25 protein-coding genes are annotated in these 23,497 nt (G+C 73.9%); 10 read left to right on the top strand and 15 right to left on the bottom strand.

Annotated elements, in window-relative coordinates:
* Positions 1-8: 8 nt before the first annotated feature.
* Positions 9-1,277 (bottom strand): GNAT family N-acetyltransferase, encoded by a 1,269-nt coding sequence (locus AC07D6_RS13730; RefSeq protein WP_479044113.1) that lies wholly within the window; start codon positions 1,275-1,277, stop codon positions 9-11.
* A gap of 520 nt (positions 1,278-1,797) precedes the next feature.
* Positions 1,798-2,481, bottom strand: a complete 684-nt coding sequence (locus tag AC07D6_RS13725) for an RsiG family protein (protein ID WP_315880226.1) — start codon at positions 2,479-2,481, stop codon at positions 1,798-1,800.
* A 114-nt stretch (positions 2,482-2,595) separates the two neighbouring features.
* Here AC07D6_RS13725 and dtd point away from each other — a divergent pair, with 114 nt between their 5' ends.
* Positions 2,596-3,021 (top strand): D-aminoacyl-tRNA deacylase, encoded by a 426-nt coding sequence (gene dtd / locus AC07D6_RS13720; RefSeq protein WP_479044111.1) that lies wholly within the window; start codon positions 2,596-2,598, stop codon positions 3,019-3,021.
* Between the two features lie 158 nt (positions 3,022-3,179).
* Here the strand turns inward: dtd and ygfZ are convergent, their stop codons facing one another.
* The 4 genes from ygfZ to AC07D6_RS13700 all read right to left on the bottom strand — a co-directional run bounded on the left by ygfZ (position 3,180) and on the right by AC07D6_RS13700 (position 5,885).
* Positions 3,180-4,163: a CAF17-like 4Fe-4S cluster assembly/insertion protein YgfZ gene (gene ygfZ, locus AC07D6_RS13715; RefSeq protein ID WP_479044108.1), complete on the bottom strand. Its 984-nt coding sequence runs from the start codon at positions 4,161-4,163 to the stop codon at positions 3,180-3,182.
* A gap of 212 nt (positions 4,164-4,375) precedes the next feature.
* Positions 4,376-4,825: a Fur family transcriptional regulator gene (locus AC07D6_RS13710; RefSeq protein ID WP_315880229.1), complete on the bottom strand. Its 450-nt coding sequence runs from the start codon at positions 4,823-4,825 to the stop codon at positions 4,376-4,378.
* Between the two features lie 56 nt (positions 4,826-4,881).
* Complete coding sequence (locus AC07D6_RS13705) at positions 4,882-5,454, bottom strand: heme-binding beta-barrel domain-containing protein (RefSeq protein WP_315880230.1); 573 nt, start codon at positions 5,452-5,454, stop codon at positions 4,882-4,884.
* A gap of 194 nt (positions 5,455-5,648) precedes the next feature.
* Positions 5,649-5,885: a hypothetical protein gene (locus AC07D6_RS13700; RefSeq protein WP_479044104.1), complete on the bottom strand. Its 237-nt coding sequence runs from the start codon at positions 5,883-5,885 to the stop codon at positions 5,649-5,651.
* 123 nt (positions 5,886-6,008) lie between these two features.
* Between AC07D6_RS13700 and AC07D6_RS13695 the strand changes: the two genes are divergently transcribed.
* From AC07D6_RS13695 to AC07D6_RS13685, 3 genes are all read left to right on the top strand, one after another.
* Positions 6,009-6,371 (top strand): DsrE family protein, encoded by a 363-nt coding sequence (locus tag AC07D6_RS13695; RefSeq protein ID WP_315880232.1) that lies wholly within the window; start codon positions 6,009-6,011, stop codon positions 6,369-6,371.
* A 530-nt stretch (positions 6,372-6,901) separates the two neighbouring features.
* Entirely contained in the window at positions 6,902-7,144 is a 243-nt protein-coding gene (locus AC07D6_RS13690) for a hypothetical protein (RefSeq protein ID WP_315880233.1), read from the top strand.
* A 224-nt stretch (positions 7,145-7,368) separates the two neighbouring features.
* A complete protein-coding gene (locus tag AC07D6_RS13685) occupies positions 7,369-7,665 on the top strand; it encodes a hypothetical protein (RefSeq protein ID WP_315880234.1) in 297 nt (98 codons plus the stop codon).
* Positions 7,666-8,679: 1,014 nt separating this feature from the next.
* Here AC07D6_RS13685 and AC07D6_RS13680 read toward each other — a convergent pair.
* From AC07D6_RS13680 to AC07D6_RS13645, 8 genes are all read right to left on the bottom strand, one after another.
* A complete protein-coding gene (locus AC07D6_RS13680) occupies positions 8,680-8,943 on the bottom strand; it encodes a DUF3099 domain-containing protein (protein WP_479044101.1) in 264 nt (87 codons plus the stop codon).
* Positions 8,944-9,039: 96 nt separating this feature from the next.
* Positions 9,040-9,327, bottom strand: coding sequence for a DUF1416 domain-containing protein (locus AC07D6_RS13675; RefSeq protein WP_315880236.1), 288 nt, complete (start codon positions 9,325-9,327; stop codon positions 9,040-9,042).
* Between the two features lie 36 nt (positions 9,328-9,363).
* Positions 9,364-10,209, bottom strand: coding sequence for a sulfurtransferase (locus tag AC07D6_RS13670; RefSeq protein WP_315880237.1), 846 nt, complete (start codon positions 10,207-10,209; stop codon positions 9,364-9,366).
* Between the two features lie 151 nt (positions 10,210-10,360).
* Positions 10,361-10,441: a putative leader peptide gene (locus tag AC07D6_RS13665; RefSeq protein ID WP_350203226.1), complete on the bottom strand. Its 81-nt coding sequence runs from the start codon at positions 10,439-10,441 to the stop codon at positions 10,361-10,363.
* Between the two features lie 427 nt (positions 10,442-10,868).
* The gene (locus AC07D6_RS13660; RefSeq protein WP_479044099.1) at positions 10,869-11,558 is read right to left on the bottom strand and encodes an LmeA family phospholipid-binding protein; all 690 of its coding nucleotides are present in this window, start codon (positions 11,556-11,558) and stop codon (positions 10,869-10,871) included.
* A gap of 146 nt (positions 11,559-11,704) precedes the next feature.
* The gene (locus AC07D6_RS13655) at positions 11,705-13,111 is read right to left on the bottom strand and encodes a hypothetical protein (RefSeq protein WP_479044096.1); all 1,407 of its coding nucleotides are present in this window, start codon (positions 13,109-13,111) and stop codon (positions 11,705-11,707) included.
* 10 nt (positions 13,112-13,121) lie between these two features.
* Positions 13,122-13,376, bottom strand: a complete 255-nt coding sequence (locus tag AC07D6_RS13650) for a MoaD/ThiS family protein (RefSeq protein ID WP_315880240.1) — start codon at positions 13,374-13,376, stop codon at positions 13,122-13,124.
* A gap of 34 nt (positions 13,377-13,410) precedes the next feature.
* Complete coding sequence (locus tag AC07D6_RS13645) at positions 13,411-14,304, bottom strand: alpha/beta hydrolase (RefSeq protein WP_315880241.1); 894 nt, start codon at positions 14,302-14,304, stop codon at positions 13,411-13,413.
* Positions 14,305-14,556: 252 nt separating this feature from the next.
* On the opposite strand from AC07D6_RS13645, the gene AC07D6_RS13640 reads away from it, so the two are divergent.
* The 5 genes from AC07D6_RS13640 (at position 14,557) to AC07D6_RS13620 (ending at position 19,869) form a co-directional block, all read left to right on the top strand.
* Positions 14,557-15,363 carry a winged helix-turn-helix transcriptional regulator gene (locus AC07D6_RS13640; protein ID WP_315880242.1) on the top strand — a complete coding sequence of 269 codons (807 nt, stop codon included), beginning with the start codon at positions 14,557-14,559 and terminating at the stop codon, positions 15,361-15,363.
* A 24-nt stretch (positions 15,364-15,387) separates the two neighbouring features.
* A complete protein-coding gene (locus AC07D6_RS13635) occupies positions 15,388-16,416 on the top strand; it encodes a LacI family DNA-binding transcriptional regulator (RefSeq protein ID WP_315880243.1) in 1,029 nt (342 codons plus the stop codon).
* A 103-nt stretch (positions 16,417-16,519) separates the two neighbouring features.
* The gene (locus AC07D6_RS13630) at positions 16,520-17,596 is read left to right on the top strand and encodes a S1C family serine protease (protein ID WP_479044093.1); all 1,077 of its coding nucleotides are present in this window, start codon (positions 16,520-16,522) and stop codon (positions 17,594-17,596) included.
* Positions 17,597-17,629: 33 nt separating this feature from the next.
* Positions 17,630-18,358: a response regulator transcription factor gene (locus tag AC07D6_RS13625; RefSeq protein ID WP_315880245.1), complete on the top strand. Its 729-nt coding sequence runs from the start codon at positions 17,630-17,632 to the stop codon at positions 18,356-18,358.
* The gene (locus tag AC07D6_RS13620; RefSeq protein ID WP_479044091.1) at positions 18,355-19,869 is read left to right on the top strand and encodes a sensor histidine kinase; all 1,515 of its coding nucleotides are present in this window, start codon (positions 18,355-18,357) and stop codon (positions 19,867-19,869) included. Before AC07D6_RS13625 ends, AC07D6_RS13620 begins: the two co-directional genes overlap by 4 nt.
* A gap of 419 nt (positions 19,870-20,288) precedes the next feature.
* Here AC07D6_RS13620 and AC07D6_RS13615 read toward each other — a convergent pair whose 3' ends face one another.
* Positions 20,289-22,112: a bifunctional metallophosphatase/5'-nucleotidase gene (locus AC07D6_RS13615; protein WP_479044087.1), complete on the bottom strand. Its 1,824-nt coding sequence runs from the start codon at positions 22,110-22,112 to the stop codon at positions 20,289-20,291.
* A 183-nt stretch (positions 22,113-22,295) separates the two neighbouring features.
* On the opposite strand from AC07D6_RS13615, the gene mshD reads away from it, so the two are divergent.
* The gene (mshD, locus tag AC07D6_RS13610) at positions 22,296-23,270 is read left to right on the top strand and encodes a mycothiol synthase (protein WP_479044084.1); all 975 of its coding nucleotides are present in this window, start codon (positions 22,296-22,298) and stop codon (positions 23,268-23,270) included.
* Positions 23,271-23,497 lie beyond the last annotated feature (227 nt).

The raw sequence follows: 23,497 nt of genomic DNA, 5'->3' as shown, positions 1-23,497 counted from the left end.
GCCCGCCGTCAGAAGATGTCCGGGCACCAGGCCCGACGCGGGGCCCGCAGCAGCAGGTCCGTCCGCGCCGCCGCCCCCGGCGCCGACTCCTCGACCCGGCCCAACGCCACCAGCCGCGCCACGGACTCGTCGCCCAGGTACAGCGCTCCCAGGTCGGCCACGTCCAGCACCAGGTCGGCCGGCGCGGCCGTCGGCGCGCACGCGGCGCCCTCCGGGGAAGCATCCAGCCGGAACCGGCCCCCGGCCAACCCCGCCGCGTCCCGCACGTCCAGCACCAGCGACCCCGCCGTCCCGTACGCACGCGCCTCCAGCGCCCGTACGACGTCCAGGACCCGCACCCACATCATGTCCGCGTACGTCACCACCCGGGCGGCCCGCGGGTCCGGGAGGAGCAGCGGCAGCAGGTCGTCGGGGGCGCGGTTGCCGCTCTCCACGAACGTCACCCAGTCGATCGCGCACACGTACCGCCACAGCGCCCGCTCGGCGGCCGGGGTGACCGCGATCAGGTCCCGTACCGTCAGCGTGTTCAGCGGCTGCTTGCCCTCGTCCCACGTCTCGTCGGCGGCGTACGCGACGTACCCCTCCAGCTCCCCGGACGCGGAGCGGTACGTCGCGTAGAACGGCTCCGTCCAGGACTCGCCGGGCGGGAGATCCCAGCCGGTGCGGCGCTCCCAGTCGCGCACGGCGCGGCTCACCATGCCGTGGCGCACGGCCCGCGCCCGGTCGTACAGCTCCGGGCCCAGCTTGCGGACGGCCTCCCCGTCGACGAGGTCGATGCGGCCGCCGTCCTCCGGCCCGGACCAGCGCGGGTCCAGGGCGGCGCGGCGCAGGTCCACCTTCCACCGGGTGAGCCAGGTGGCCGGGCCGAAGCCGAACCGGCCGTAGATCGGGTACTCGGCGGCGATCAGCGTCGCCAGGACGTCACCGCGCTCCTTCGCCTCGGCCAGCTCGGCGCCCATCATCCGGCCGAGCAGGCCCCGGCGCCGGTGCGTCGGCGAGACGGAGACGTTCGTGACGGCGCTCGCCGCCACGGGGGCGCCGCCGACCGCCGTCACCTCCTGCGCGAACGAGCGGAACGTCGCCACGCACCGCCCCTCGTCGAACACCCCGCGCATCCGCGGGAAGTTCTGGTGGGGCAGGCGTATCGCGATCTCCTCCGGGGAGGGCGTCGGTGGCCGCAGGAACCCGGTGTGCAGGGCGCGGAGCCAGTCGGGGTAGTCGCTCTCGGTGAGGACGCGCGGGACGAGGGAGCCGGAGGCGGTGGGGTCGGACGTCATGCGGCCACGCTAGACAGCCGTCAGCCCCGGCCGCACCAGGGTTTTCCCCTGTCAGGCCCGCTTCCCACCGGTCCTCGCCGACTCCGGTCGGCCCCCGCCGTACCCCGGTCACCTCCGGTCGGCCCCCGCCGTACCCCGGTCGGCTCCGGCGCCCCGGCGGCCCTCGGCGGTCAACGCCGGACCCCGGGAGCCACAGCCGGTCGCCGGATCCGCCGGGCCCCACCGCCCCTGACACCCCCTGCGCCCCCGGCGCCCCCTGCGGTCACCGCCGGAACCGCCGCCCCTGGCCGGCTCCCACCAATCCCGGCGGCCACCACCGGCCCTCGGCCGGCACCTGAAGCGACCGGCGGAAGACGCGACCGACGCAAGGCGCGGACCGGCGGAAGGCACGGCCGGCAGAAGGGGCGGCCGGCAGAAGGGGCAGATCGACAGAAGGAGCAGAAGGGACAGATCGGCGGGAGGCTCGACCGCGGCGGACGGCGCGGGCCGGTCGCCGCCGGTCCGCGCCCGGGCCGATCCCTCACGCCAGCAGGTCGTCGACCTGTGCCTCCCCCTCCCGGTACCGGCGGGCGATCTCCGCGCTGCAGCCGTCCGCCGTGCGCTGGAGCTCCTGGCGGCGGCGGGAGACGACCTGCTCGTACCGGGCCAGCCGCCCCATCGCCTCGTGGAGTTCGGCGTCCGTACGGGCGTCGAGGTCGGACAGTTCGACCTCGGCGAGCATCTCGGCCGCCAGCACCCGGTACTCCTCGCTCCTCGGCGTGGACAGCGTCATGTGCCGCACCGAACCGGGGCGACGGGCCGACGGCGCGTCGGCGAGGATCTCCGACAGCCGGTGCATCACCGGCACCTCCGGCGCCGCCCGCCGCGCCAGTTCCGCGCGGAGGATGTCGATGCGGCCCTGCAGCAGCCGCCGCACATAGCTCAGGTCGGCCTCGTCGGTGTGCGAGTCGCGCCGCAGCGCCCGCAGTTCGTCGAGGCGGAGCGCCTTCAGGTCGGGGGTCACGGCGGACTCCGGCGGTCGTACGGCCTCCAGCGCGGCGAATCCGACGGCCCGTGTCGTCCCGACCGTCCTCGTCACCGTCCCGGTGGCGGCGGGTGGCTCGGTCGCGGACCGCTGCACCGGCGGACGGGACCGCTCGGACGCTGGACCGACACAGGTGATCGATGCGGGGCCGGGCTGCTGCCCGGCGCCAGGTGTGCTCATGTGTTCCGTCCCCTCGACCGGTGCTTCAGGGGCACCGCCTGACAGGCATGGTGCCACTCCCGCATGCGCCGCGCAGGCGTGTGCACCCGTTCGGCCCCCGGTAAGTTGGGGCATATGCGAGCAGTGGTGCAGAGGGTCGACGGGGCGCGGGTCGAGGTCGCGGGCGAGACGGTCGGGGAGATCGTCGGCGAGGGCCTGTGCGTCCTGGTCGGCGTCACCCACGGGGACACCCCGCAGAAGGCGGCGCAGTTGGCGCGGAAGCTGTGGAGCCTGCGCGTGCTGGACGGGGAGAAGTCCTGCTCGGACGTGAACGCGCCCCTGCTGGTGGTCTCCCAGTTCACCCTCTACGGGGACGCCCGGAAGGGCCGCCGCCCCACGTGGAACGCGGCGGCACCCGGCGACGTGGCCGAGCCGCTGGTCGACGAGGTCGTGGCGCGGCTGCGGGAGGCGGGGGCGACCGTGGCGACGGGCCGGTTCGGCGCGGAGATGCGGGTCTCGCTCACCAACCACGGCCCGTTCACGGTGCTCGTCGAGGTCTGACCGCGCCCACGGCGCCCGTCGAAGCCCCACCGCACTCACGGCACACGACGCCCGTCGAAGCCCCACCGCGTCCACGGTGCTCGCCGGAACCCGACCCCGTCCCCGGCGCCCGTCCACGACGCCCGTCGAAGCCCCACCGCCCGGTTCGTGCGGAGCCCCTACGGCTCCACCACCGGCTCCTGCGCCGCCGCCGTCCCCTCGGCGACGACGAGCGTCGCGTCGACCGGCACGTTCCGCTTCACCAGCGCGAGGGCGATCGGGCCCAGCTCGTAGTGGCGGACCGCCGTGGTGACGAAGCCGAGCTGCCGCCCGTCCGGGCCGTCCGAGGCGAGCCGTACGGGCGCGCCGTGCGCCGGGAGGTGCACCTCGCTGCCGTCCAGGTGCAGGAAGACCAGGCGGCGCGGCGGCTTCCCCAGGTTGTGGACGCGCGCGACGGTCTCCTGCCCCCGGTAGCAGCCCTTCTGGAGGTGGACGGCCCGGCCGATGAGGCCGATCTCGTGCGGGATCGTGCGGTGGTCGGTCTCGAAGCCGAGCCGCGGCCGGTGCGCCTCCACGCGCAGCGCCTCGTACGCGAGGATCCCGGCGAGCGGGCCGTGCGCGGCGGCGTACGCCTCCAGTTCGCCGCGCGGCAGGAAGACCTCCCGGCCGTGCGGGGTCTCCCGGACGACGGCGCCGTCCGGGACCTCGGCGATCGAGCCGGCCGGAAGGTGGACCACGGCGATCTCGTCCGTGCGGTCGGCGACCTCGACGCGGTAGAAGAACTTCATCGACTCCAGGTAGGCGAGGAGCGCCTCCCGCGTGCCCGGCTCGACGTGCGCCCACACGGTCGTGCCGTCGTCGACGAGGTACAGGGCGTGCTCGATGTGGCCGTTCGCGGAGAGGACCAGCGCGTCGGTGGCGCGGCCCGCGGGCAGCTCGCTGACGTGCTGGGTGAGCAGCAGGTGGAGCCAGCTCAGCCGGTCCTCGCCGCTGACGGTGACGACGCCCCGGTGGGAGAGGTCGACGAGACCGCTTCCCGCGGCGAGGGCGCGCTGCTCGCGGAACGGGTCGCCGTAGTGCGCGGCGACACCTTCGTCCCGCCCCTCGGCGGGTACGGCGCCTGGCTGGGACAGCAGGGGACTGGTCGGTGAAGGTCGCTGCATGGCGTCCAGCCTACGACCCGCCGTCGGGCCTGCGTTCCGCCGTCCGGCCCGCAGCCGACAGCCCGATCCACCGCCGGTCCACGGCCCACTGTCCCGCCCACGGCCTCCGAGCCCGGCCCACGACCCACCGCCCGGTCCACGACCCGCCGTCCCGCCCGGGCCCCACCGCCCGGACCACGACCCGCCGTCCCGCCCGGGCCCCACCGCCCGGGCTACGACCCGGCGTCCGGCGCCTCCGCCCGCCTCTTCGCGGTGCAGTCCCGGCACCGGCCGTAGATCGCGAAGTGCTTCAGGTCCGTGTCGAAGCCGAACGTGTCGAGGAGCTCGCGGGTGAAGCCGGCGGCGACCGTCACGTCCGCCTCGATGACGCCCTCGCAGTCCCGGCAGACCAGGTGCAGGTGGTGGTGGCGGTCGGCGAGGTGGTACGTGGGCGCGCCGTGCCCCAGGTGGGCGTGGCTGACCAGACCCAGCTCCTCCAGGAGCTCCAGGGTCCGGTAGACGGTGGAGATGTTGACGCCGGAGGCGGTCTTGCGCACCTCGGTCAGGATGTCGTCGGGCGTCGCGTGCTCCAGCACGTCCACCGCCTCCAGGACGAGCTGGCGTTGGGGCGTCAGCCGGTAACCGCGCTGCCGCAGGTCGCTCTGCCAGTCGGTGCTCACCACGCGCTCCAGTGTAGGAGCACCGACCGGATCCGCCGGGATTACGTGAAGAACCGCGATTACTTGAAGAAGGCGATGCCGTCGTCCGGCAGGTCGCCCAGGCTCTTCGCCATGGCCTCGACCTCCTCCGGCGTGACGACCTTCTTCAGGTGCGCCGACATGTACGGGCGGAGCGGCACCTCGGGGGTGGCCTTCTCGCCGACCCACATCAGGTCGCTCTTGACGTACCCGTACAGCCGCTTGCCCCCGCTGTACGGGCCGGAGGCGGCGGTGCGGGCGACGGCGTCGGTCGCCAGGTCGATCTGCGGCTTCTTGTCGGCGAGCTCGCCGTACCAGACCTCGACGATGCCCTGGTCGCGGACCATGACGACCTCGACCTTGCGGTCCTTGTCGATGCGCCAGTAACCGCTCTCGCTCTCCAACGGGCGGACCTTGTTGCCCTCGGCGTCCAGGACCCAGGTGTGGGAGGTGTACTCGATGAAGTCCCGGCCGTCGTGGCCGAAGGTCACGGACTGGCCGAAGTTGCACTTCTCGGCGCCGGGGAAGTCGGAGACGCCCGCGCCCTCCCACGTGCCGAGGAGGAACGCGAGGGGGACGAGGTCCGGGTGCAGGTCGGACGGGATCTGGATCATGATGTCAGGCTGCTCTGGCGATCTGTGCGGGTGCGGGGGGTCAGCGCTGGCCCTGGTACAGCTTCTTCACGGTCAGCCCGGCGAAGGCGAGGACGCCGACGCAGACCAGGACCAGCAGGGCGGAGAAGAAAGCCTCAAGCACGGGGTGCTCCTCGGGTGGGCGATGGACGACGGTAAAGGGGCCGGGTCCCAGCCTAATGGGTGGGGCCCGGCCCGTTCCTGCGAGGGCGCAGGGCGCGGACGCCCGCGCCCCTGCCGAGCAGCCGGCCCTGCCGGACGAGGGTCCGGCGGAAGGGAACGGCCGGGGCGGTTCCCTTCCGCGACTGGACGACCATTCCGAGGACGTCCCCGGCCAGGACGTACGCCTGCCGTGTGTGCCCGACCCCGTACGGCCGGGTCCCTTCGTACACGTCGGGGGTGGCGGGGGCCACCGGGTCGTCCCACTCCCACGACTCGTCGAGCCGGGTCTCCGGGGCGCTCGTGAGCGCCGCGTCCGCGGCGGGCCGGGGCCGACCTCCGACTGGGCCGCACGCGTTCGCATTACAGTTCGGGACATGGCGAAGAAGCTCGTGATCAAGGTGACCGCCGGGGCCGACGCCCCCGAGCGGTGCTCGCAGGCGTTCACGGTGGCGGCGGTCGCCGCGGCCAGCGGCGTCGAGGTGTCGCTGTGGCTGACCGGGGAGTCCTCGTGGTTCGCGCTGCCGGGGAAGGCCGCCGAGTTCGCGCTGCCGCACGCCGCGCCGCTGCCCGACCTGATCGAGTCGATCCGGGCGGCCGGCCGGATCACGCTGTGCACGCAGTGCGCGGCCCGCCGGGAGATCACGGAGGAGGACCTGATCGAGGGCGTGCGGATCGCCGGCGCCCAGGTGTTCCTGAGCGAGGTCATGGAGGACGGGGTCCAGGCCCTCGTCTACTGAGGCCGGACGCCCCGCGCTCCCCCGCTCCCCCCGTACGGTGCGGCCCGGCGGTCCCCGCCCGGTCCGCGGCCCGCCGGACCCCGGACCGCCGTCAAAATCCCCGCTTTCCGCGCGGCGGCCCGACCGGAAACACCGCTTGTCATGACAATCGTGCATCCGAGTGATGCCGGAGAACCTTGTACCGCCGCGACGAGTTGCACAGTGAGCCGAAGCTCAGCAACGAATACGCGGGTCTCCCTGGACCACGGGCGCGGCCCTGTTTCGGCACCTTCGGAGGGGTACTCCTTGCCTCTGAAGCGGCGGTGTCGGCCTGCTGTCTTACTGATCCTTCTCACGGACAGGCCGGCACCGCTTTTCCCTCTCCGCGGCCTTTTTCTTCGCGCCTCCGTCCGCCGCAGTGCTGAATGCACCACTCTTATGGCGGCATGTCTCGTTTCGCTTGTCCTCGTTCAACGAGTGGGTGGGTACTTTCCCTGCTCGATGACAGCACAGACGTGACAACGACGAGACCAGACCTGGTGGAGGCTCCCATGAGCAAAAAAGGATTCGCGGCACTCTCCCTGTCCGCCGCAGCCCTCCTGACGGGTGGGAGCGGCGGCCTGGCGCACGCGGATGAGGCGCCGAAGTTCAACAACGAGACCCAGATCCTTTCCTGCTTCAGTCTGGAAATCCTGGACATCCCGATCGCCTCCGCCGCGAACAACACCGTTGACTGCTCGAAGAACTACAGCTCCGAGAAGAACCAGAGCGTCACGTACGAGACGCGACACTGACACCACCCAGTCGGAGCAATACCCCCGGGGGTCGCGCTTCGTTTTACTGGTTGGTGACGCCGCAACACGGACCTGATGCCCACCGGCATTAGCACCCTGACGGCAGAAGTGACCACAATCCGGCATTGCGGTTGAACCCGGTACTGAATATCAGTCACACAGGCGTTCCGCCCTGTCGGCGCAACGACATGAAAATCTCTCAGACTCAGAAGGAAAAGAGAAGGATGAAGATCAAGAGCGCCCTCGCCTGCACGTTCGCCGCCCTGGCCGTCGCGGGTGGTGCCGCCGGCACCGCTCAGGCCGCCGACGACGACACGTCGAAGATCGACAACAGCACGCAGGTCCTGAGCTGCGACATCGTCGAGGTCATCGACATCCCGATCCTCTCGGCCGCCAACAACACCGTCGACTGCTCCGACACCATCAAGGAGGAGGAGAACGAGTCGGTGCACATCGTCGACGAGGACAACGCCCAGGCCACCGCGGTGGTCCTGCCCAAGGGGCACCACAACAACCGCTGATCACGCGGCTCGCGTCCCCGCATCCGCGAAGACGCGAGCAACCGTGGAGTCCAGCCGCTCCGGACTCTGTCCGGGGCGGCTGGATGGGCTGGGTGCGTCTCGGCGGCCGGGGCGCGCGTCCCGCGCCTGTGGCGGTGTCCGCTTCCTTCACCCGCCACCGGCGCACGCGCGCTCTGGTCGCCGAACCCGGCCCCGCCGCCCCCTGCACCCACCACCGGCCCAGCCGACCGGACACAGCCGCTTGTCCGGTGAAGACGACGGCAGGCCCCGCCCGCCCCGCGCCAGGGGCCCACTCCATCGACGGTCGACAGCACTCAGGTGAGGTCCGGCCGCACCCCCGGTACGCGGGAGATCCGCGGACCGGCGGGCACGGTGGATCGGCCCGAAGCACGGGCGTGCCGGGCATCCACGTCTCCACCGGACTTGATGTCCGGTCGCCGACACCCCTCTCCCAGGGGCTGGCCGGCGGTGAACCGGTGCAGGGGGCTGTGGCGGTTCACGGTGGCCGAACCGGAACGCCTTCGGCGGTACGTCGTACTCCCGGCCGCCCGCCTCCCTGACCCTCCGGCCGCCCGGCTCGCCGCCCGCCCTGCCGGTCCCTCCGGCTCCCAGCCAGCCGGCGCCTCCGACCCCTTCGGCCGCCCGACTCTCCGGCCGCCCGGCCCCGCCGGTTCCCCAGCCGCCACCCGTCCCATCCCGACCGCCCCGCAGCGCGGCCCTCGAGCCCTCGGGGCGCGGTCCCCGCAGCCGGCGTCCGCCCGGGACGCCCCGGCCGAAGAACCCTCCTCCCGGTGCCCCCCGCGTCCGCGCGGCACGCGCGGCCCCCGGCCAGCGCACGGCACCCGAAGGCCCCGGGCAGCATCCCAAGGCGCCCCAAGACATCCCAAGGCACCCGGACAGCACGCGACACCCGGCACCCGGCACCCGAAGGCCCCGGACAGCGCCCCAAGCCGCCCCAAGGCCCCGGACGGCATCCCAAGGCACCCGGGCGGAACGGCCGGCCCCGCACACGCGCTACGGCCCCGGCTTCCTCTTGCCGTCCAGTTCGTCCCACCACTCGTCGGACTGCCGGTCCCCGGTGGGGTCGTCCCACCAGCGGTCGTCCGGGCCCCGCCGGTTCGCCGCCCACGCGGCGAGCGGCGGCAGGAGCGCCGCCGCGAAGGCCATTCCCGCGGCGGCCTCCACGGACCACAGCCGCACGAAGGTCCACGCGCTGACGAAGAGGGCGAGGCAGGTGCCCATCAGCGCGAAGTACGTGCGCCGGCGCCGTGCGTACACACCTCCAGGGTATGACCGAAGGGCCGCACCTCAAGTCCCGGAAAGCGTCCAACCCCCAGGAGGTGCGGCCCTTCGGCCGTTCGGTGTACCGCCGCGTCAGACGGCGATCGCGACCTCGGCGAGGCCGCCGGTCTCCACGACGACCTGGCGGTCCGCCGTGCCGCCCGGCACCAGGGCGCGGACGGTCCAGGTGCCCTCCGCCGCGTAGAACCGGAACTGGCCGGTCGCGGAGGTCGGGACCTCGGCGGTGAACTCGCCGGTCGAGTCGAGCAGCCGGACGTAGCCGGTCACGGGCTCGCCGTCGCGGGTCACCTGCCCCTGGATCGTCGTCTCACCGGGCTTGATCGCGGAGGCGTCGGGGCCGCCGGCCTGGGCTCCACACATGTCGTACCTGTCCTTACGCGTCGCGGGTGGGGCGGATTACTTGGCGGGGCCGAGCTCGATCGGCACGCCGACGAGGGAGCCGTACTCGGTCCACGAGCCGTCGTAGTTCTTGACGTTCTGCTGGCCGAGCAGCTCGTGCAGGACGAACCACGTCAGCGCGGAGCGCTCGCCGATGCGGCAGTACGCGATGGTGTCCTTCTCCAGGTCCACCTGCTCGTCGGCGTAGAGGGCCTTCAGCTCCTCGTCCGACTTGAACGTGCCGTCGTCGTTGGCGTTCTTCGACCACGGGATGTTGCGGGCGCTCGGCACGTGGCCGGGGCGCTGCGACTGCTCCTGCGGCAGGTGCGCCGGGGCGAGGAGCTTGCCGCTGAACTCGTCGGGCGAGCGGACGTCGACCAGGTTCCAGTTGCCGATGGCGGCCACGACGTCGTCGCGGAAGGCGCGGATCGAGGTGTCCTGGGCCTTGGCCTTGTACTCGGTGGCCGGGCGGTCGGGGACCTCGGAGCCGTCGACCAGGTCGCGGGAGTCGAGCTCCCACTTCTTGCGACCGCCGTCGAGGAGCTTGACGCTCTCGTGGCCGTACAGCTTGAAGTACCAGTAGGCGTAGGCGGCGAACCAGTTGTTGTTGCCGCCGTAGAGGACGACGGTGTCGTCGTTGGCGATGCCCTTCGCGGAGAGGAGCTTCTCGAAGCCCTCCTGGTCGACGAAGTCGCGGCGGACCGGGTCCTGGAGGTCCTTCTTCCAGTCGATCCGGACGGCGTTCTTGATGTGGTTCTTGTCGTACGCCGACGTGTCCTCGTCGACCTCGACGATGACGACCTTCGGGTCGTCGATGTGGGCCTCGACCCAGTCAGCGTCCACCAGGACGTCGCTACGGCTCATACTGTCTTCTCCTCCGGGGCAGTCTGCGGCGGGATGCGGATACGGCAGGTCGCGCCGAGCGCTCTACGCGTACGGGGATGCGGGGCGGCTGCGGCGCACGGGAGGCCCCCCAGGGCGGAAGGGCCGGGAACGCGGGGTGCGAGAGCCCCGCTCAGACAGTGCGACAGAGCATGGCGGCGACGCGGCACAGGTCTACTGCCCGCCGCTTCGTGAGGTCCGCCTGTCGCTTCATCATGGGACCGATCGTAGGGACGGACAGGCGGCCGTGTCACCGGCGTGTCGCATGTTGAGACGAGAACATCCGTATGGCGGGACGAGAACGTCTTCGGGGCCGGTTCGGGACCGGTCCCGCCGAGGGCGTTCCCGCAGTTCGTCTAGGGGGCGGACGGGGGTGTCTCGCGATGTGGTCCCCTCGTCCCGGCTCCACCCGCCCGGAGGGCGCCCGGCGGGGCGCCGGGAGCCGGGCACGGGCGACGGGCGCAGGCGCCGGGCACGGGAGCGGGAGGGCGGGCGGTGCCGGAGGCGTGGCCTCGGCCCTCTCCCGCTGCCCCGCTGCCCTCGCTTCCGGGGCTTCCGGGGCTTCCGGGGCTCCCGGGGCTCCCGGGGCTCCCGGGGCTTCCGGGGGGCCGCGAGCCGTGGTCGGAGGTCCGCGGGCCCCGTCAGCCCGCCAGGACCACGTTCCCGCCCGCCACCGTGATCTTGAGGCCGTCGGGGGTGGCCTCCACCTTCTGGATCCTCAGACCGACCGGGAAGCCCTTCACCTCGCGGTCGAAGTCCGTCCGCTGGCGGACCAGCTCCTCGATCCCCGGTATCCCCTCGCCCGGCACCTCGTCGGCCCGCACCCGCAGCGTGTCGCCGTCGACGACGCTCACCGTGGACAGCACGCTCCGCGTCACCGTCCGGCCCAGCACCTCGACGCTGCCGGTGACCTTCAGCTTGCCGTCGCCGCCGTAGCCGAGGGCGATGTCGTTGTCGGACGCCTTGCGCAGCTCCTCGTACGAGATGCGGGCCGTGCCCCTCGCGGACCCGGCGACCGCGCGCGAGTAGCCGTTCTCCAGCCGTACGCCGTGCAGCTCCGCGCTCAGCTCGCCGACCCGGACCGTGTGTCCGCCCGCCGTCGCCTCGACGCCGGTCATGGCCACGTCGACCTGGTCCAGCGACCCGCCGAGGACCTGGGTCAGGAACGGGAAGCCCCGGATCGACACGTCCGGCGTGCCGGTCAGGCCCTGCGCGGCCCGGATCCGGTCGGCGGCCTCCGACTCGGCGGCGGCGACCGCCAGCCGGTCCACGAGGGTGAAGAGTCCGCCGAGGACGACGGCGACGATCAGCAGTGTGCGCAGTGCTCGCATGGCTCGGTGTTTCCCCCGCCCTGTTGGTGCCCGGCCCCCGCCGACGTGAATGATCGACGTACGGGACCGGGCATTGGTTCCCCGTAACCTCCGACGTCACACACGCCACAGGCGTGTCACGGGCACCGGAGGAGCCGGCCGGAGGGTCAGACCAGTGCCCGCCCCAGCAGGTACACGGCGGGCGCGGCGGCGGCGAGCGGCAGGGCGACACCGGCCGTCATGTGGACGAACCGCGACGGGTAGTCGTACGCGGCCACGCGCAGCCCGATCACCGCGCACACCCCGGCGGCCAGGCCCAGGACGGCGCCCTGGCCACCCAGACCGGTCGCCGCACCCGACGCGACGCCCGCGCCCGCTCCCGCCAGCAGGGCCGCCACCAGGGAGACGGCGCCCGGCAGGGGCAGCGCGCGGGCGACCGCCGCGGCGGCGACCGCGAGGGCGCCGACGACGACCGCGTCCGGCTCGGCGGCCAGGAACCCGGCGGCCACGACGGCGAGCGCCGAGGACACGACCGTCGCCATCAGCCCGTACAGCCGCTCCTCCGCCGCCGCGCGGCTGCGCAACTGGAGGACCAGGACGAGGAGGACCCAGACGCCGAGCGTGCCGAGGATCGCGGCGGGCGCGTGCTCCCGGCCGACGGCGAGCAGCGCGGCGTCCGCGACGGCGCCGCCGAGGAAGGCGAGCGCGATGCCCTGGCGGGCGGGCCACATGCCGTTGAGCCGGAACCAGCCGGCGGCGGTGACGGCTTGGAGCAGCACCAGCGGGACCAGCAGCCCGTACGCGCCGAGGGCGGCGCCCCCGGCGAGGAGGACGCCCAGCAGCGCGGTGAGCCCGGCGGGCTGGATGCCCGGGTCGATGATCGGCGACCGGCCCTCGGCGCGGGCGCGCTGCGCGTCGGTGAGGCGGGTGCTGCCGAGGGTGGTGGGCGCGCCGTACGCGGGCTCGCCGGCGGGCGCGGCGGCCGGGGTGCCGGGCGCCGGGGCGGGGGCGGTGGCGACCGGGGCCTCGGGCTGCCCGGACGGGGACCCGTACCCGTACGCGGGCGCGGCCCGGCCGTACGCGGGGGCCTGCGAACCGGAATCGCCTGACGAGCGGTCGGCAGAAGCCTGGCCGTACGCGGGAGCCTGGCCGTACGAAGGGGTCTGGCCGTACGCGGGCGCAGGGGCCGCCTGGCCGTACGCGGACGCCTGACCGTACGAGGGGGTCTGGCCGTACGCGGGGGCCTGGTCGTGCGGTGCCGGTCCGTGGCCGGCCACCGGCGGCAGGTACGCCGTCGGGGCGTCGTACCCGGTCCCGTGCCCCGCCGGGGCCTCCGGCGGCAGCGGGTACGCGCCCGGACCACCCGGTGCGGGCGGCTGCCCGGGCCGGACGGCCGGCTGGTAGTGGGTGTCCCACGTCTGGCCCTGCCAGGTCTGCGCGACGTCCGCGTCCGCGGCGCCCGCGTCGGCGGGGAACGGCTCCGCGAAGGACGCCTCCCCGTACGGCCCTCCCGCGTACGGCGACGGGTCGCGCGGGGCGCGCGGGTCGTACGGGTACTGCTGATCGCTGCTCATGCTGTGCGGCTCACCCTCCTGCGAACGGCGGGAGCACTTCTACCGTGCCGCCCTCCGCCAGCCGTACCGTCTCATGCCCGCGCGTCCCCACGGGGTCGCCGTCCACCAGGAACGAGCACCTCTGCAGCACCCGGACCAGCTCCCCCGGGTGCCGCTCGCGGGCGGCGGCCAGCGCCTCCGCGAGGGTCTCCGCGGCGTACGGCTCCTCGGCGGTGCCGGCGGCGGCCTTGGCCGCGGCCCAGTAGCGGATCGTTCCCGCTGCCATGGGAGGGCTCCTTTCGTCAGGCTTCCATGATGGGCTACGCCCCCGCCGCCGGGGACGGGCCCGCCCCTGCCGCCGGGGACGGACCCGCCCCGGCCGCCCCCGTCAGCCACCGGGCGATCCGCGTGAGCAGCTCCTCCCCGGCGGCGTTCTCGGCGTGCCCCATGCCGGGCTCCAGCCATAGCTCGGCGTGTCCGCCCGACGCGGCGGCCAGCGACCGCGGGTGGTCCACCGGGAAGTACGGGTCCCGGTCCCCGTGCACGACCAGCAGCGGCGTCGGCGCGATCAGCGGCACCGCCTCCACCGGCGACAGGGGCACGGGGTCCCAGTCGCGGTCGTGGACGCGGGTGCCGAAGCCGTACCGGCCCACCAGCCGCCCGGCGGGGCGGGTGACCAGCCAGTGCACGCGCCGCATCGGGGCCGTGCCCCGGTAGTACCAGCGGGCGGGCGCGCTCACCGCGGCCACCGCGTCCGTGCGTGCCTCCGAGCGCCCCCCGTGCTCCTTCCCGTACAGCGCGGCGTGCCGGAGCACCACCGACCCACCCATGGAGAAGCCGACCGTCGCCACGCGCGCGTGGCCCCGCTCCCGCGCCCAGGCCACCGCCGCCGCCAGGTCGAGCACCTCCCGGTCACCGACCGTGGAGCGCCCGCCGGAGCGGCCGTGACCACGGAACGAGAAGGTCACCACCGCCGCGTGCCGGGTCAGGACGGCCGCGGCGCGCCGGAGCGCCGGGCGGTCCACCGACCCGGTGAAGCCGTGCGCGACGACCACCGCCGTGTCGGCCGGGCCGGCGGTGCAGGGGTCGTAACGGGCTTCCAGGAGCACTCCGTCAGGAGTGCGCAAAGACATACGCAAGGTTTCATCCAGGGGGACGCACGTGGGCGAGGAAACATCCACACTGTGGAATAGGCCCTCTGTCCCGGATCTCATGTGGGCTATTGTGGCCGGCAGAGGATCCGGGCGAAGCAGCCCCCGGGTCCTTTTGTGTTTTCCCGCTCCTGTTACGGGCGGGTGAACAAAGGCTCTCAGGGGCGCGGGAGCCGCCGCAGGACCGAAGGAAGCAGTGCCGCAACGTCCTCGCACGGACCGAGGAGGAACCGACGTTATGGGCGAGCTGACCGTGCACGACCGGACGACGACCAGCAGGACGACGACCCAGACGACCCAGGCGGGTGGGACACGATGAGTTCTCTGCTGCTGCTGACGAACGCCCTGCAGCCGTCGACCGAGGTGCTCCCGGCACTCGGCCTGCTGCTGCACAACGTGCGGGTGGCCCCCGCCGAGGGCCCCGCCCTCGTCGACACCCCCGGCGCCGACGTGATCCTCGTCGACGGCCGCCGCGACCTGCCGCAGGTGCGGTCGCTCTGCCAGCTCCTCCGCTCGACGGGCCCCGGCTGCCCGCTGCTCCTGGTGGTCACCGAGGGCGGTCTCGCGGCCGTCACGGCCGACTGGGGCATCGACGACGTGCTGCTCGACACGGCGGGCCCGGCGGAGGTCGAGGCGCGGCTGCGGCTCGCGATGGGCCGCCAGCAGATCACCGCCGACGACTCCCCGATGGAGATCCGCAACGGCGACCTGTCGGTCGACGAGGCGACGTACAGCGCGAAGCTGAAGGGCCGGGTCCTGGACCTGACCTTCAAGGAGTTCGAACTGCTCAAGTACCTCGCGCAGCACCCGGGCCGGGTCTTCACGCGCGCGCAGCTCCTCCAAGAGGTGTGGGGGTACGACTACTTCGGCGGCACGCGCACGGTGGACGTCCACGTGCGGCGGCTGCGCGCCAAGCTGGGGCCGGAGCACGAGTCGCTGATCGGCACCGTGCGCAACGTCGGCTACCGGTTCGTGGCGCCCGAGAAGGCGGAGCGCGCCGCGGAGGACGCGCGGACGGGCGCACGCGCGGAGCCGCGTGCCAAGGAGGCGCCGCCGGAGGTCCTCCGGATGGCGGACGGGAAAGATCGACGGGAAGCGGCCGTACGACCTGCCCAGAGGTAGGTCACCCCGCGTAGACTGCCGCGCGTGGCCAAGGTGACGCGGGACGACGTGGCACGACTGGCGGGGACTTCCACCGCGGTCGTGAGCTACGTCATCAACAACGGACCCCGGCCGGTCGCCCCGGCCACGCGCGAGCGTGTCCTCGCCGCCATCAAGGAGCTGGGCTACCGGCCCGACCGGGTCGCCCAGGCGATGGCGTCACGGCGCACGGACCTCATAGGCATGATCGTCCCGGACGCACGGCAGCCGTTCTTCGCCGAGATGGCGCACGCCGTGGAAAGGGCCGCCGCCGACCGCGGGAAAATGGTCCTCGTCGGCAATTCGGACTATCGCGACGAGCGCGAGATCCATTACCTGCGCGCGTTCCTCGGAATGCGGGTCGCCGGTCTGATCCTGGTCAGCCAGGGCATGAGCGAGCGCGCCGCGCAGGAGATCGAGGCGTGGGACGCGCGCGTGGTGCTGCTGCACGAGCGCCCGGAGGCCCTGGACGACGTGGCGGTCGTGACGGACGACATCGGCGGCGCGCAGTTGGCCACCCGCCACCTGCTGGAACACGGCCACGCATACGTGGCGTGCCTGGGCGGCATCGAGTCGACGCCGTCCGTCGGCGACCCGGTGGCCGACCACGTCGAGGGCTGGCGCCGCGCCATGCGGGAGGCGGGCCGCTCCATCGAGGGACGGCTCTACCAGGCCGCGTACGACCGGTACGACGCCTACGAGACCGCGTTGAAGATCCTGTCGGGCCCCGACCGGCCGCCCGCGATCTTCTGCGCCACGGACGACCAGGCGATCGGCGTGCTGCGCGCGGCGCGGGAGCTGCGGCTGGACGTGCCGGGGGACCTGGCGGTGGCCGGGTTCGACGACGTGAAGGAAGCGGCGCTGACGGACCCGCCGCTGACGACGGTCTCGTCGGACCGGCCCGCGATGGCCCGCGCGGCGGTGGACCTGGTCCTGGACGACGGGCTGAAGGTCTCCGGGGGGCGCAGGGAGCGCGTGAAGCAGTTCCCGTCGGCACTGGTGATCCGCCACAGCTGCGGCTGCAACGGCGCGTAGTCCCCGCCCGACTGCCGGTCCTCATCCCGGGCATACGAGGTTCTGTCGCCCCTCTCAGGGCGTCCTCAGGAACCTCTCATTCACGGGAGCGACAGTCGTACGCATGACGGACCACGCCCGCCGGAGCGCCGGCCACCACGGGAACGACGAACCGCAGCAGTACGCCGGGTTCCACGACCCGGCCGGCCCACCGCCGCCACCCCCGTACGCGCCCGCGTACGCCCCGGATGCCCCGGCAGCCTCGGTGCCCCCGGTGACCGCGGTGGCCCGGCGCGGGTCCGGCACCCGGCACCGGCGCCGGGCCGGGCGGCCGGTCGGGCTGATCGCCGCCGTCGCCGTCGCGGCCGCCGCCCTCGGGGGCGGGGCCGGCGCCCTCGTCCAGGACCTCACGACCGACGCGTCGGCGGCCACCTCCACCGGGGCCGCCGGGACGGCCGGGACCGCCGGGACGGCCGTCTCGCAGTCGGGCACCGGCACGGTCGCCGGGGTGGCGCGGGCCGTCTCCCCCAGCGTCGTGGAGATCAGGGCCGCCTCCGGCTCCGGGCAGTCCACCGGCTCCGGAGTGATCATCACGGCGGACGGCGAGGTCGTCACCAACAACCACGTCGTCGCGGGCGCCTCCGAGGTCGAGGTCCGGCTCACCGACGGCACCACCCGCACCGCCGACGTGATCGGCACCGCCCCCGCCAAGGACCTCGCGCTGGTCAAGCTCCGCGGCGCCCGGGGCCTCAAGGCGGCCGTGCTCGGGGACTCCAGTGCGGTCCGGGTCGGCGACCAGGTCGTCGCGATCGGCTCGCCCGAGGGCCTCACCTCCACCGTGACCAGCGGCATCGTCTCCGCCCTCGACCGGGACGTGACCGTCGCCAAGGAGGAGGACGGCAGCGGCGGGACCCAGCGGGGGGACTGGCCGTTCGAGTACGGCGGCCAGCGGTTCAACGGCGACACCGGCTCCTCGAAGACCACGTACAAGGCGATCCAGACCGACGCCTCCCTCAACCCCGGCAACTCCGGCGGCGCCCTGATCGACATGAAGGGCGAGGTCATCGGCATCAACTCCGCGATGTACGCGCCGAGCACCGCCACCGGCTCCTCCGGCGGCGGCACCGGCAGCGTCGGCCTCGGCTTCGCCATCCCGATCGACACCCTCAAGGCCGAGCTGGACGCCCTCCGCGGCGACTGACCCGCGCGCGACCCGCGTGCGACGCTGATCCGCATGAACACCACCGCCGAGCCCGACCGCATCCTCGTCGTCGACGACGAGCCCGCCGTCCGCGAAGCGCTCCGGCGCAGCCTGGCCTTCGAGGGGTACGGGACGCTGACCGCCGTCGACGGCCTCGACGCGCTGGAGAAGATCGGGGCGTACGCGCCCGACCTCGTCGTCCTCGACATCCAGATGCCCCGCATGGACGGGCTGACCGCCGCCCGCCGCATCCGGGCGTCCGGCTCGACCGTGCCGATCCTGATGCTCACCGCCCGCGACACGGTCGGCGACCGGGTCACCGGCCTCGACGCGGGCGCCGACGACTACCTGGTGAAGCCGTTCGAACTGGACGAGCTGTTCGCCCGCATCCGCGCGCTGCTGCGGCGCAGCTCGTACGCGGCGGGCGGGGCCGCCGGGCCGGGCGGCGCCGGTGACGTGCTGTCCTTCGGGGACCTGCGGATGAACCTCGCCACCCGCGAGGTGACGCGCGGCGAACGGCGGGTCGAGCTGACGCGGACGGAGTTCACGCTGCTGGAGATGTTCCTCGCCCACCCGCGCCAGGTGCTCACCCGCGAGCAGATCCTCAAGGCCGTGTGGGGCTTCGACTTCGAGCCGACGTCCAACTCCCTCGACGTGTACGTGATGTACCTGCGCCGCAAGACCGAGGCGGGCGGCGAGCCGCGGCTGGTGCACACCGTGCGCGGGGTGGGGTACGTGCTGCGCGACGGGGGCGGCGAGTGACCCCTGGTCCCGTACGGCGCTTCCGCGCGCTGCCGCTGCGCTCCCGGCTGGCGCTGCTGACGTCGTTGGCGGTCGCCGTGGCGGTCGCGGCCGTGTCGGTGGCGGCCTGGCTGCTCACCCGGGCGCAGTTGCTCGACGAGCTGGACCGGTCGCTGGAGAACACGGCGGCGCTGCAGGAGCAGGTGGTGGACGCGCTGGTGACCTGCCGGGCCGGGGTGTCGCCGGAGCCGCCCGCCCCGGACCGGCCCGGCTTCGCGTACACGCAGCTCGTCGGGGCGGACGGCGAGCGGTGCGTGGCGCGGTACTCGCGGGCGGTGAAGGTGACGCCGGAGGACGTGGCCGTCGCGGCGGGCCGGGCCCGGGAGGCGCTGCACACGTCCACCACGGACAGCGGGGAGACCGTGCGGGTGCACACCGTGCGGGAGACGGTGAGCGTGCCGGGGGTCGCGCCGCGGGTGACCGTCGCGGTGTCGCTGGCGCGTCCGCTGACCGAGGTCGACGCCGCGCTGAGCCGGCTGGCGCTGCTGCTGACCGCGCTCGCCGGGATAGGCGTCGTCGGCGCGGGCGCGGCGGGGCTGTGGGTGGCGCGGGCCGGGCTGAAGCCGGTGGACCGGCTGACGGGCGCGGTGGAGCACGTGGCGCGCACCGAGGACCTGACGGTGCGCATCCCGGTGGAGGGCGAGGACGAGATCGCCCGGCTGTCGCGGTCGTTCAACGCGATGACCGCGGCGCTCGCGTCCTCCCGCGACCGGCAGGCGCAGCTCATCGCGGACGCGGGGCACGAGCTGCGGACGCCGCTGACGTCGCTGCGGACCAACGTCGAGCTGCTGGCCCGGATCGAGGAGACCGGGCGGGCGATCCCGGCGGAGGACCGGCGGGCGCTGATGGCGTCCGTGAAGGCGCAGATGACGGAGTTGGCGGCGCTGATCGGCGACCTCCAGGAGCTGGCCAGGCCGGACGCGGTGGCGGCGGGCCGCCTGGAGGTGGTCGCGCTGCACGACGTGCTCGACCAGGCGCTCGGGCGGGCGCGGCTGCGCGGCCCGGAGCTGGAGTTCACGCGGGACGTGCGGCCCTGGTTCGTACGGGCGGAGCCGGCGGCGCTGGAACGGGCGCTGGTCAACGTCCTGGACAACGCGGTGAAGTTCTCCCCGCCGGGCGGCACCGTGGAGGTGCGGCTGGTGGACGGGGTGGTGACGGTGCGGGACCACGGGCCCGGTGTCGCGGAGGACGAGCTCCCGCACGTCTTCGAGCGGTTCTGGCGCTCCCCGTCGGCCCGTTCCCTGCCCGGCTCGGGCCTGGGCCTGTCGATCGTGGCCCGCACGGTGCGGCAGGCCGGCGGCGAGGTGGCCCTGGTCCGGGCGGAGGGCGGCGGCACGCGCGCGGAGATCCGCCTCCCGGGCGCCCCGACGCCGCCACCGGGCGCTTCGGACGCGCCGGGTACTTCGGACGCGCCGGGGCCGGGCGCGCCGGGTACTTCGGGCGCGCCGGAGCCGGGCGCGCCGCAGGGGTGAGCCGTCCGGGCCCGGCCGACCGGGCCGGGGTCGGGCCCGGGTGCGGGGCCGGGCCAGGTACGAGGTCCACCGGGCCGGGCCGGGGCCGGGTACGAAGCCGAGCCGACCGAGCCAGGACCGTCCGGGCCCGGACGAGGCCGGGGCCAGGCCGACCGGACCGGGGCCGGGCCAGGGAGCAAGGTCGGCCCGGGTACGGGGCTGGGGCCAGGCCGATCGGGCCGGGCCCGGGGAAGGCCGCGGGACGGCACCGGGCCGCACCGGGCCGCGCCGGGCGGCGCCCTGCCCCGGCGCCCTGCCCCGGCGTCGTACGGGAAGGTGCGGACGCGCGGGCCGGGACGGCCGGCACCGCCGCGCGGGGCGGGAGGAGAGAAGGGGGCGGCGGACCGTTCCGTCCGCCGCCCCCGCTCCGCTCGTACGCCCTACTTCACGACCGTGATCCGGTCCGCCGCGGGCGGCGTCAGCGGGGCCTCCGCCGAGGAGTGCGCGCTCAGGTAGGCGATGAAGACCTCCAGGTCGGAGGCGCCGACCAGCTTGTCGGTGCCCTGGCCGAGGGCCGCGAAGCCGTCACCGCCGCCGGAGAGGAACTCGTTCATCGCGACGCGGTACGTCCCGGCCGGGTCCAGCGGCCGGCCGTCCAGCTTCACCGAGGAGACGTCGACGCGGGCGGCGCCGGACTTCGTCATGTCCAGCGTGTACGTGAAGCCCCTCGACACCTGGAGGATCTTCGGCGACGCCTCGTTCACGCCGCTGACCTGCTGCTGGAGCGCGGTGATGATCTGCGCGCCGGTCAGGTCGACGGTGGTCATCATGTTGGTGAACGGCTGCACGGTGTACGCCTCGCCGTACGTCACGACGCCGTCCGCCGCCTCGCTGCCGGACCTGGCGTGCACCAGGTCGGCGCGGATGCCGCCCGGGTTCATGAAGGCGATCTGCGCGCCGCCCTTGTCGGCCGGGGCGAGGGCCTCCAACTGCGCGTCGGCGATCAGGTCGCCGAGCGGCTTCTCGTACGCGTTCGAACCGCGGCCGTTGATGTCGGCGGCGATGTGGCCCACCGGGCGGTTGGCGATCGGCGCGGCCAGGCCGTTCCACTTGGCGATCAGGTCGGTCATGTCCGCGGCCTTGGGGACGTCGCGGGTGACCACGTGGTTCGCGGAGGCGACGGCCGTGCGGACGATGTCCTTGGTGGCGCGGTCGTAGGTGAGGGTCGTGTCGGTGTACAGCTTGCCGAACGACGCCGCCGAGGTGACCGTGCGCGGCTTGCCCGCCGGGTCCGGGACGGTGCACGCGTACGCCTGGTGGGTGTGGCCGGTGACCAGGGCGTCGACCTGCGGGCTGAGCCTCTTGGCGATGTCCACGACCGGGCCGGAGATGCCGTCGCCCGGGCCGGGGCTGTCGCAGTCGTAGTTGTACGCCGAGGAGGCCGGCGCGCCGCCCTCGTGGATCAGGGCGACGACGGACCGGACGCCCTTGCGCTCCAGGACCTTCGTGTACTTGTTGATCGTCTCGACCTCGTCGCCGAACTTCAGGCCCTTGATGCCCTCGGCGTTGACGATGTTCGGGGTGCCCTCCAGGGTGACGCCGATGAAGCCGATGCGGACGCCGTCCTTCTGCCAGATGAAGTACGGGTCGAGGACCGGCTTGCCGGTCTTCTCGTCCGTGACGTTCGCGGCCAGGTAGGGGAAGGCGGCACCCTCGTACGCCGTGCCCTCGGCGCAGCCGTCCGTGGGATGGCAGCCGCCGTTCTGGATGCGGGCCAGCTCGGCCGCGCCCTCGTCGAACTCGTGGTTGCCGACCGAGCTGACGTCGAGCTTCAGCTTGTTGAGCGCGTCGATCGTCGGCTCGTCGTGGAACAGGCCGGAGACCAGGGGGGAGGCGCCGATCATGTCGCCGGCCGCCGCGGTGATCGAGTACCGGTTGCCCTTGCGGGCGTCGCGCAGGTGCGTGGCCAGGTACTCGACGCCACCGGCCTTGATCTTCTCGGTGGTGCCGTCCTCGTGGACGTGCGTGACCTCGCCGGAGGAGCCGGCCGGGGGCTCCAGGTTGCCGTGCAGGTCGTTGAAGGAGAGCAGCTGCACGTCGACGGTGCGGCCGGTCGCCTTCTTGCCGTGCGCCCAGCCGCCCGCGCCGGCCTCCTCGGCCGCGCCGGCCGGGAGGGCCGCCACGAGCGCGCCGAGGGTGGCGACGCCCGCCGCGGTGGCGAGTATCCGCCGTCCCGTGCGCTTCTTGTGCCGTGTAGCTGACATCTGTCCGTTTTTCCCCTTTGACACCACATGACCTTACGTGCCGTCAGGGGACGCCGAGGTCATGGCTCCTGGTCTGCCGAGCGCAGCCTAAGGTCAACGCGCGTAGCGCAACAGGGGGGAACGGGTTACGACCTGGTTGCCATCCCCCCTACGGCCGCTACCCGCGGCCGTAGGCTCGTACCCATGACCACTGACGTTCGCGCAACAGCCCCCGAGGCGGGACGCCGCATCGAGATCTTCGACGAGCTCACCCCCGAACAGGCCCGGGACGTCCTCGACCTGCTCGCCGACGCCGCCCGCGCCGACGGCATGCAGGCGGTGTCCGAGCAGGGCAGGCTCCAGTTGAAAGCCTTCATCACGGCGCACGGCGACTCCGCCGAGGGCGGCGGCGGGCGGCGCGAAGGCGTGCGGCACCTACTGCTCTCCGTCTCCGACCGGCTCGTCGGCTACGCCCAGCTGGAGGACACCGACCCGATCGAGGCCCCGGCCGCCGAGCTGGTCGTCGACCCCGCGCAGCGCGGACGCGGCCACGGGCGGGCGCTCGGCTCGGCGCTGCTCGCGGAGTCGGGGAAGCGGCTGCGCGTGTGGGCGCACGGCGGCAAGTCCGCCGCCCGCCACCTGGCGCAGGTGCTGGGCCTCACCCTCTTCCGGGAGCTGCGGCAGCTCCGTCGGCCCCTGGCCCCGCTCGACATCCCCGAGCCGGACCTGCCGGCCGGGGTCACGGTCCGCACGTTCGTCCCCGGCCAGGACGACGCCGCGTGGCTCGCCGTCAACGCCGCCGCGTTCGCACACCACCCGGAGCAGGGCGCCCTGACCCAGCGCGACCTGGACGACCGCAAGAACGAGCCGTGGTTCGACCCGAAGGGCTTCTTCCTCGCCGAGCGCGAGTCCGACGGCACCCTGATCGGCTTCCACTGGACGAAGACGCACGCCGAGGAGCGGCTCGGCGAGGTGTACGTCCTCGGCATCGCCCCCGACGCGCAGGGCGGGGGGCTCGGCAAGGCGCTCACCGCGATCGGCCTGCGCCACCTCGCCGCGCAGGGCCTGCCGACGGCGATGCTGTACGTCGACGCCGACAACACCGCGGCGCTGCGCGTGTACGAGGGGATGGGCTTCGCCACCCACGAGGTGGACCTCATGTACCGCACGGAGACGTGACCCGCACCCCGTGCCCCGGCCCTCGTGCCCCGGCCCCCGGCACGGCGGACCCCGCACGGCGGGGCGCGGGGCACGAGGGTCGGGCACGGGGAGGGCGGTCGCGCGGGGCACGCGGGGCACGCGGGGCACGCGGGGCACGCGGGGCACGCGGAGGCGGAACGCCGAGCGCCGAGCGCCGGGTGCGGGACGCCGAACACCGGGCGCGCGGGCGCGGGACGCCGAGCACC

It is taken from the genome of Streptomyces sp. NPDC045287, assembly GCF_056432325.1.
This window is presented reverse-complemented; position numbering and strand designations above follow the sequence as displayed.

Coding starts and splice junctions, on each gene's coding strand:
- AC07D6_RS13730 (WP_479044113.1), bottom strand. CDS start 1,277: ATGACGTCCGACCCCACCGCCTCCGGCTCCCTCGTCCCGCGCGTCCTC.
- AC07D6_RS13725 (WP_315880226.1), bottom strand. CDS start 2,481: ATGAGCACACCTGGCGCCGGGCAGCAGCCCGGCCCCGCATCGATCACC.
- dtd (WP_479044111.1), top strand. CDS start 2,596: ATGCGAGCAGTGGTGCAGAGGGTCGACGGGGCGCGGGTCGAGGTCGCG.
- ygfZ (WP_479044108.1), bottom strand. CDS start 4,163: ATGCAGCGACCTTCACCGACCAGTCCCCTGCTGTCCCAGCCAGGCGCC.
- AC07D6_RS13705 (WP_315880230.1), bottom strand. CDS start 5,454: ATGATCCAGATCCCGTCCGACCTGCACCCGGACCTCGTCCCCCTCGCG.
- AC07D6_RS13695 (WP_315880232.1), top strand. CDS start 6,009: ATGGCGAAGAAGCTCGTGATCAAGGTGACCGCCGGGGCCGACGCCCCC.
- AC07D6_RS13690 (WP_315880233.1), top strand. CDS start 6,902: ATGAGCAAAAAAGGATTCGCGGCACTCTCCCTGTCCGCCGCAGCCCTC.
- AC07D6_RS13685 (WP_315880234.1), top strand. CDS start 7,369: ATGAAGATCAAGAGCGCCCTCGCCTGCACGTTCGCCGCCCTGGCCGTC.
- AC07D6_RS13675 (WP_315880236.1), bottom strand. CDS start 9,327: ATGTGTGGAGCCCAGGCCGGCGGCCCCGACGCCTCCGCGATCAAGCCC.
- AC07D6_RS13670 (WP_315880237.1), bottom strand. CDS start 10,209: ATGAGCCGTAGCGACGTCCTGGTGGACGCTGACTGGGTCGAGGCCCAC.
- AC07D6_RS13665 (WP_350203226.1), bottom strand. CDS start 10,441: ATGAAGCGACAGGCGGACCTCACGAAGCGGCGGGCAGTAGACCTGTGC.
- AC07D6_RS13660 (WP_479044099.1), bottom strand. CDS start 11,558: ATGCGAGCACTGCGCACACTGCTGATCGTCGCCGTCGTCCTCGGCGGA.
- AC07D6_RS13655 (WP_479044096.1), bottom strand. CDS start 13,111: ATGAGCAGCGATCAGCAGTACCCGTACGACCCGCGCGCCCCGCGCGAC.
- AC07D6_RS13650 (WP_315880240.1), bottom strand. CDS start 13,376: ATGGCAGCGGGAACGATCCGCTACTGGGCCGCGGCCAAGGCCGCCGCC.
- AC07D6_RS13645 (WP_315880241.1), bottom strand. CDS start 14,304: ATGAGATCCGGGACAGAGGGCCTATTCCACAGTGTGGATGTTTCCTCG.
- AC07D6_RS13640 (WP_315880242.1), top strand. CDS start 14,557: ATGAGTTCTCTGCTGCTGCTGACGAACGCCCTGCAGCCGTCGACCGAG.
- AC07D6_RS13630 (WP_479044093.1), top strand. CDS start 16,520: ATGACGGACCACGCCCGCCGGAGCGCCGGCCACCACGGGAACGACGAA.
- AC07D6_RS13625 (WP_315880245.1), top strand. CDS start 17,630: ATGAACACCACCGCCGAGCCCGACCGCATCCTCGTCGTCGACGACGAG.
- AC07D6_RS13615 (WP_479044087.1), bottom strand. CDS start 22,112: ATGTCAGCTACACGGCACAAGAAGCGCACGGGACGGCGGATACTCGCC.
- mshD (WP_479044084.1), top strand. CDS start 22,296: ATGACCACTGACGTTCGCGCAACAGCCCCCGAGGCGGGACGCCGCATC.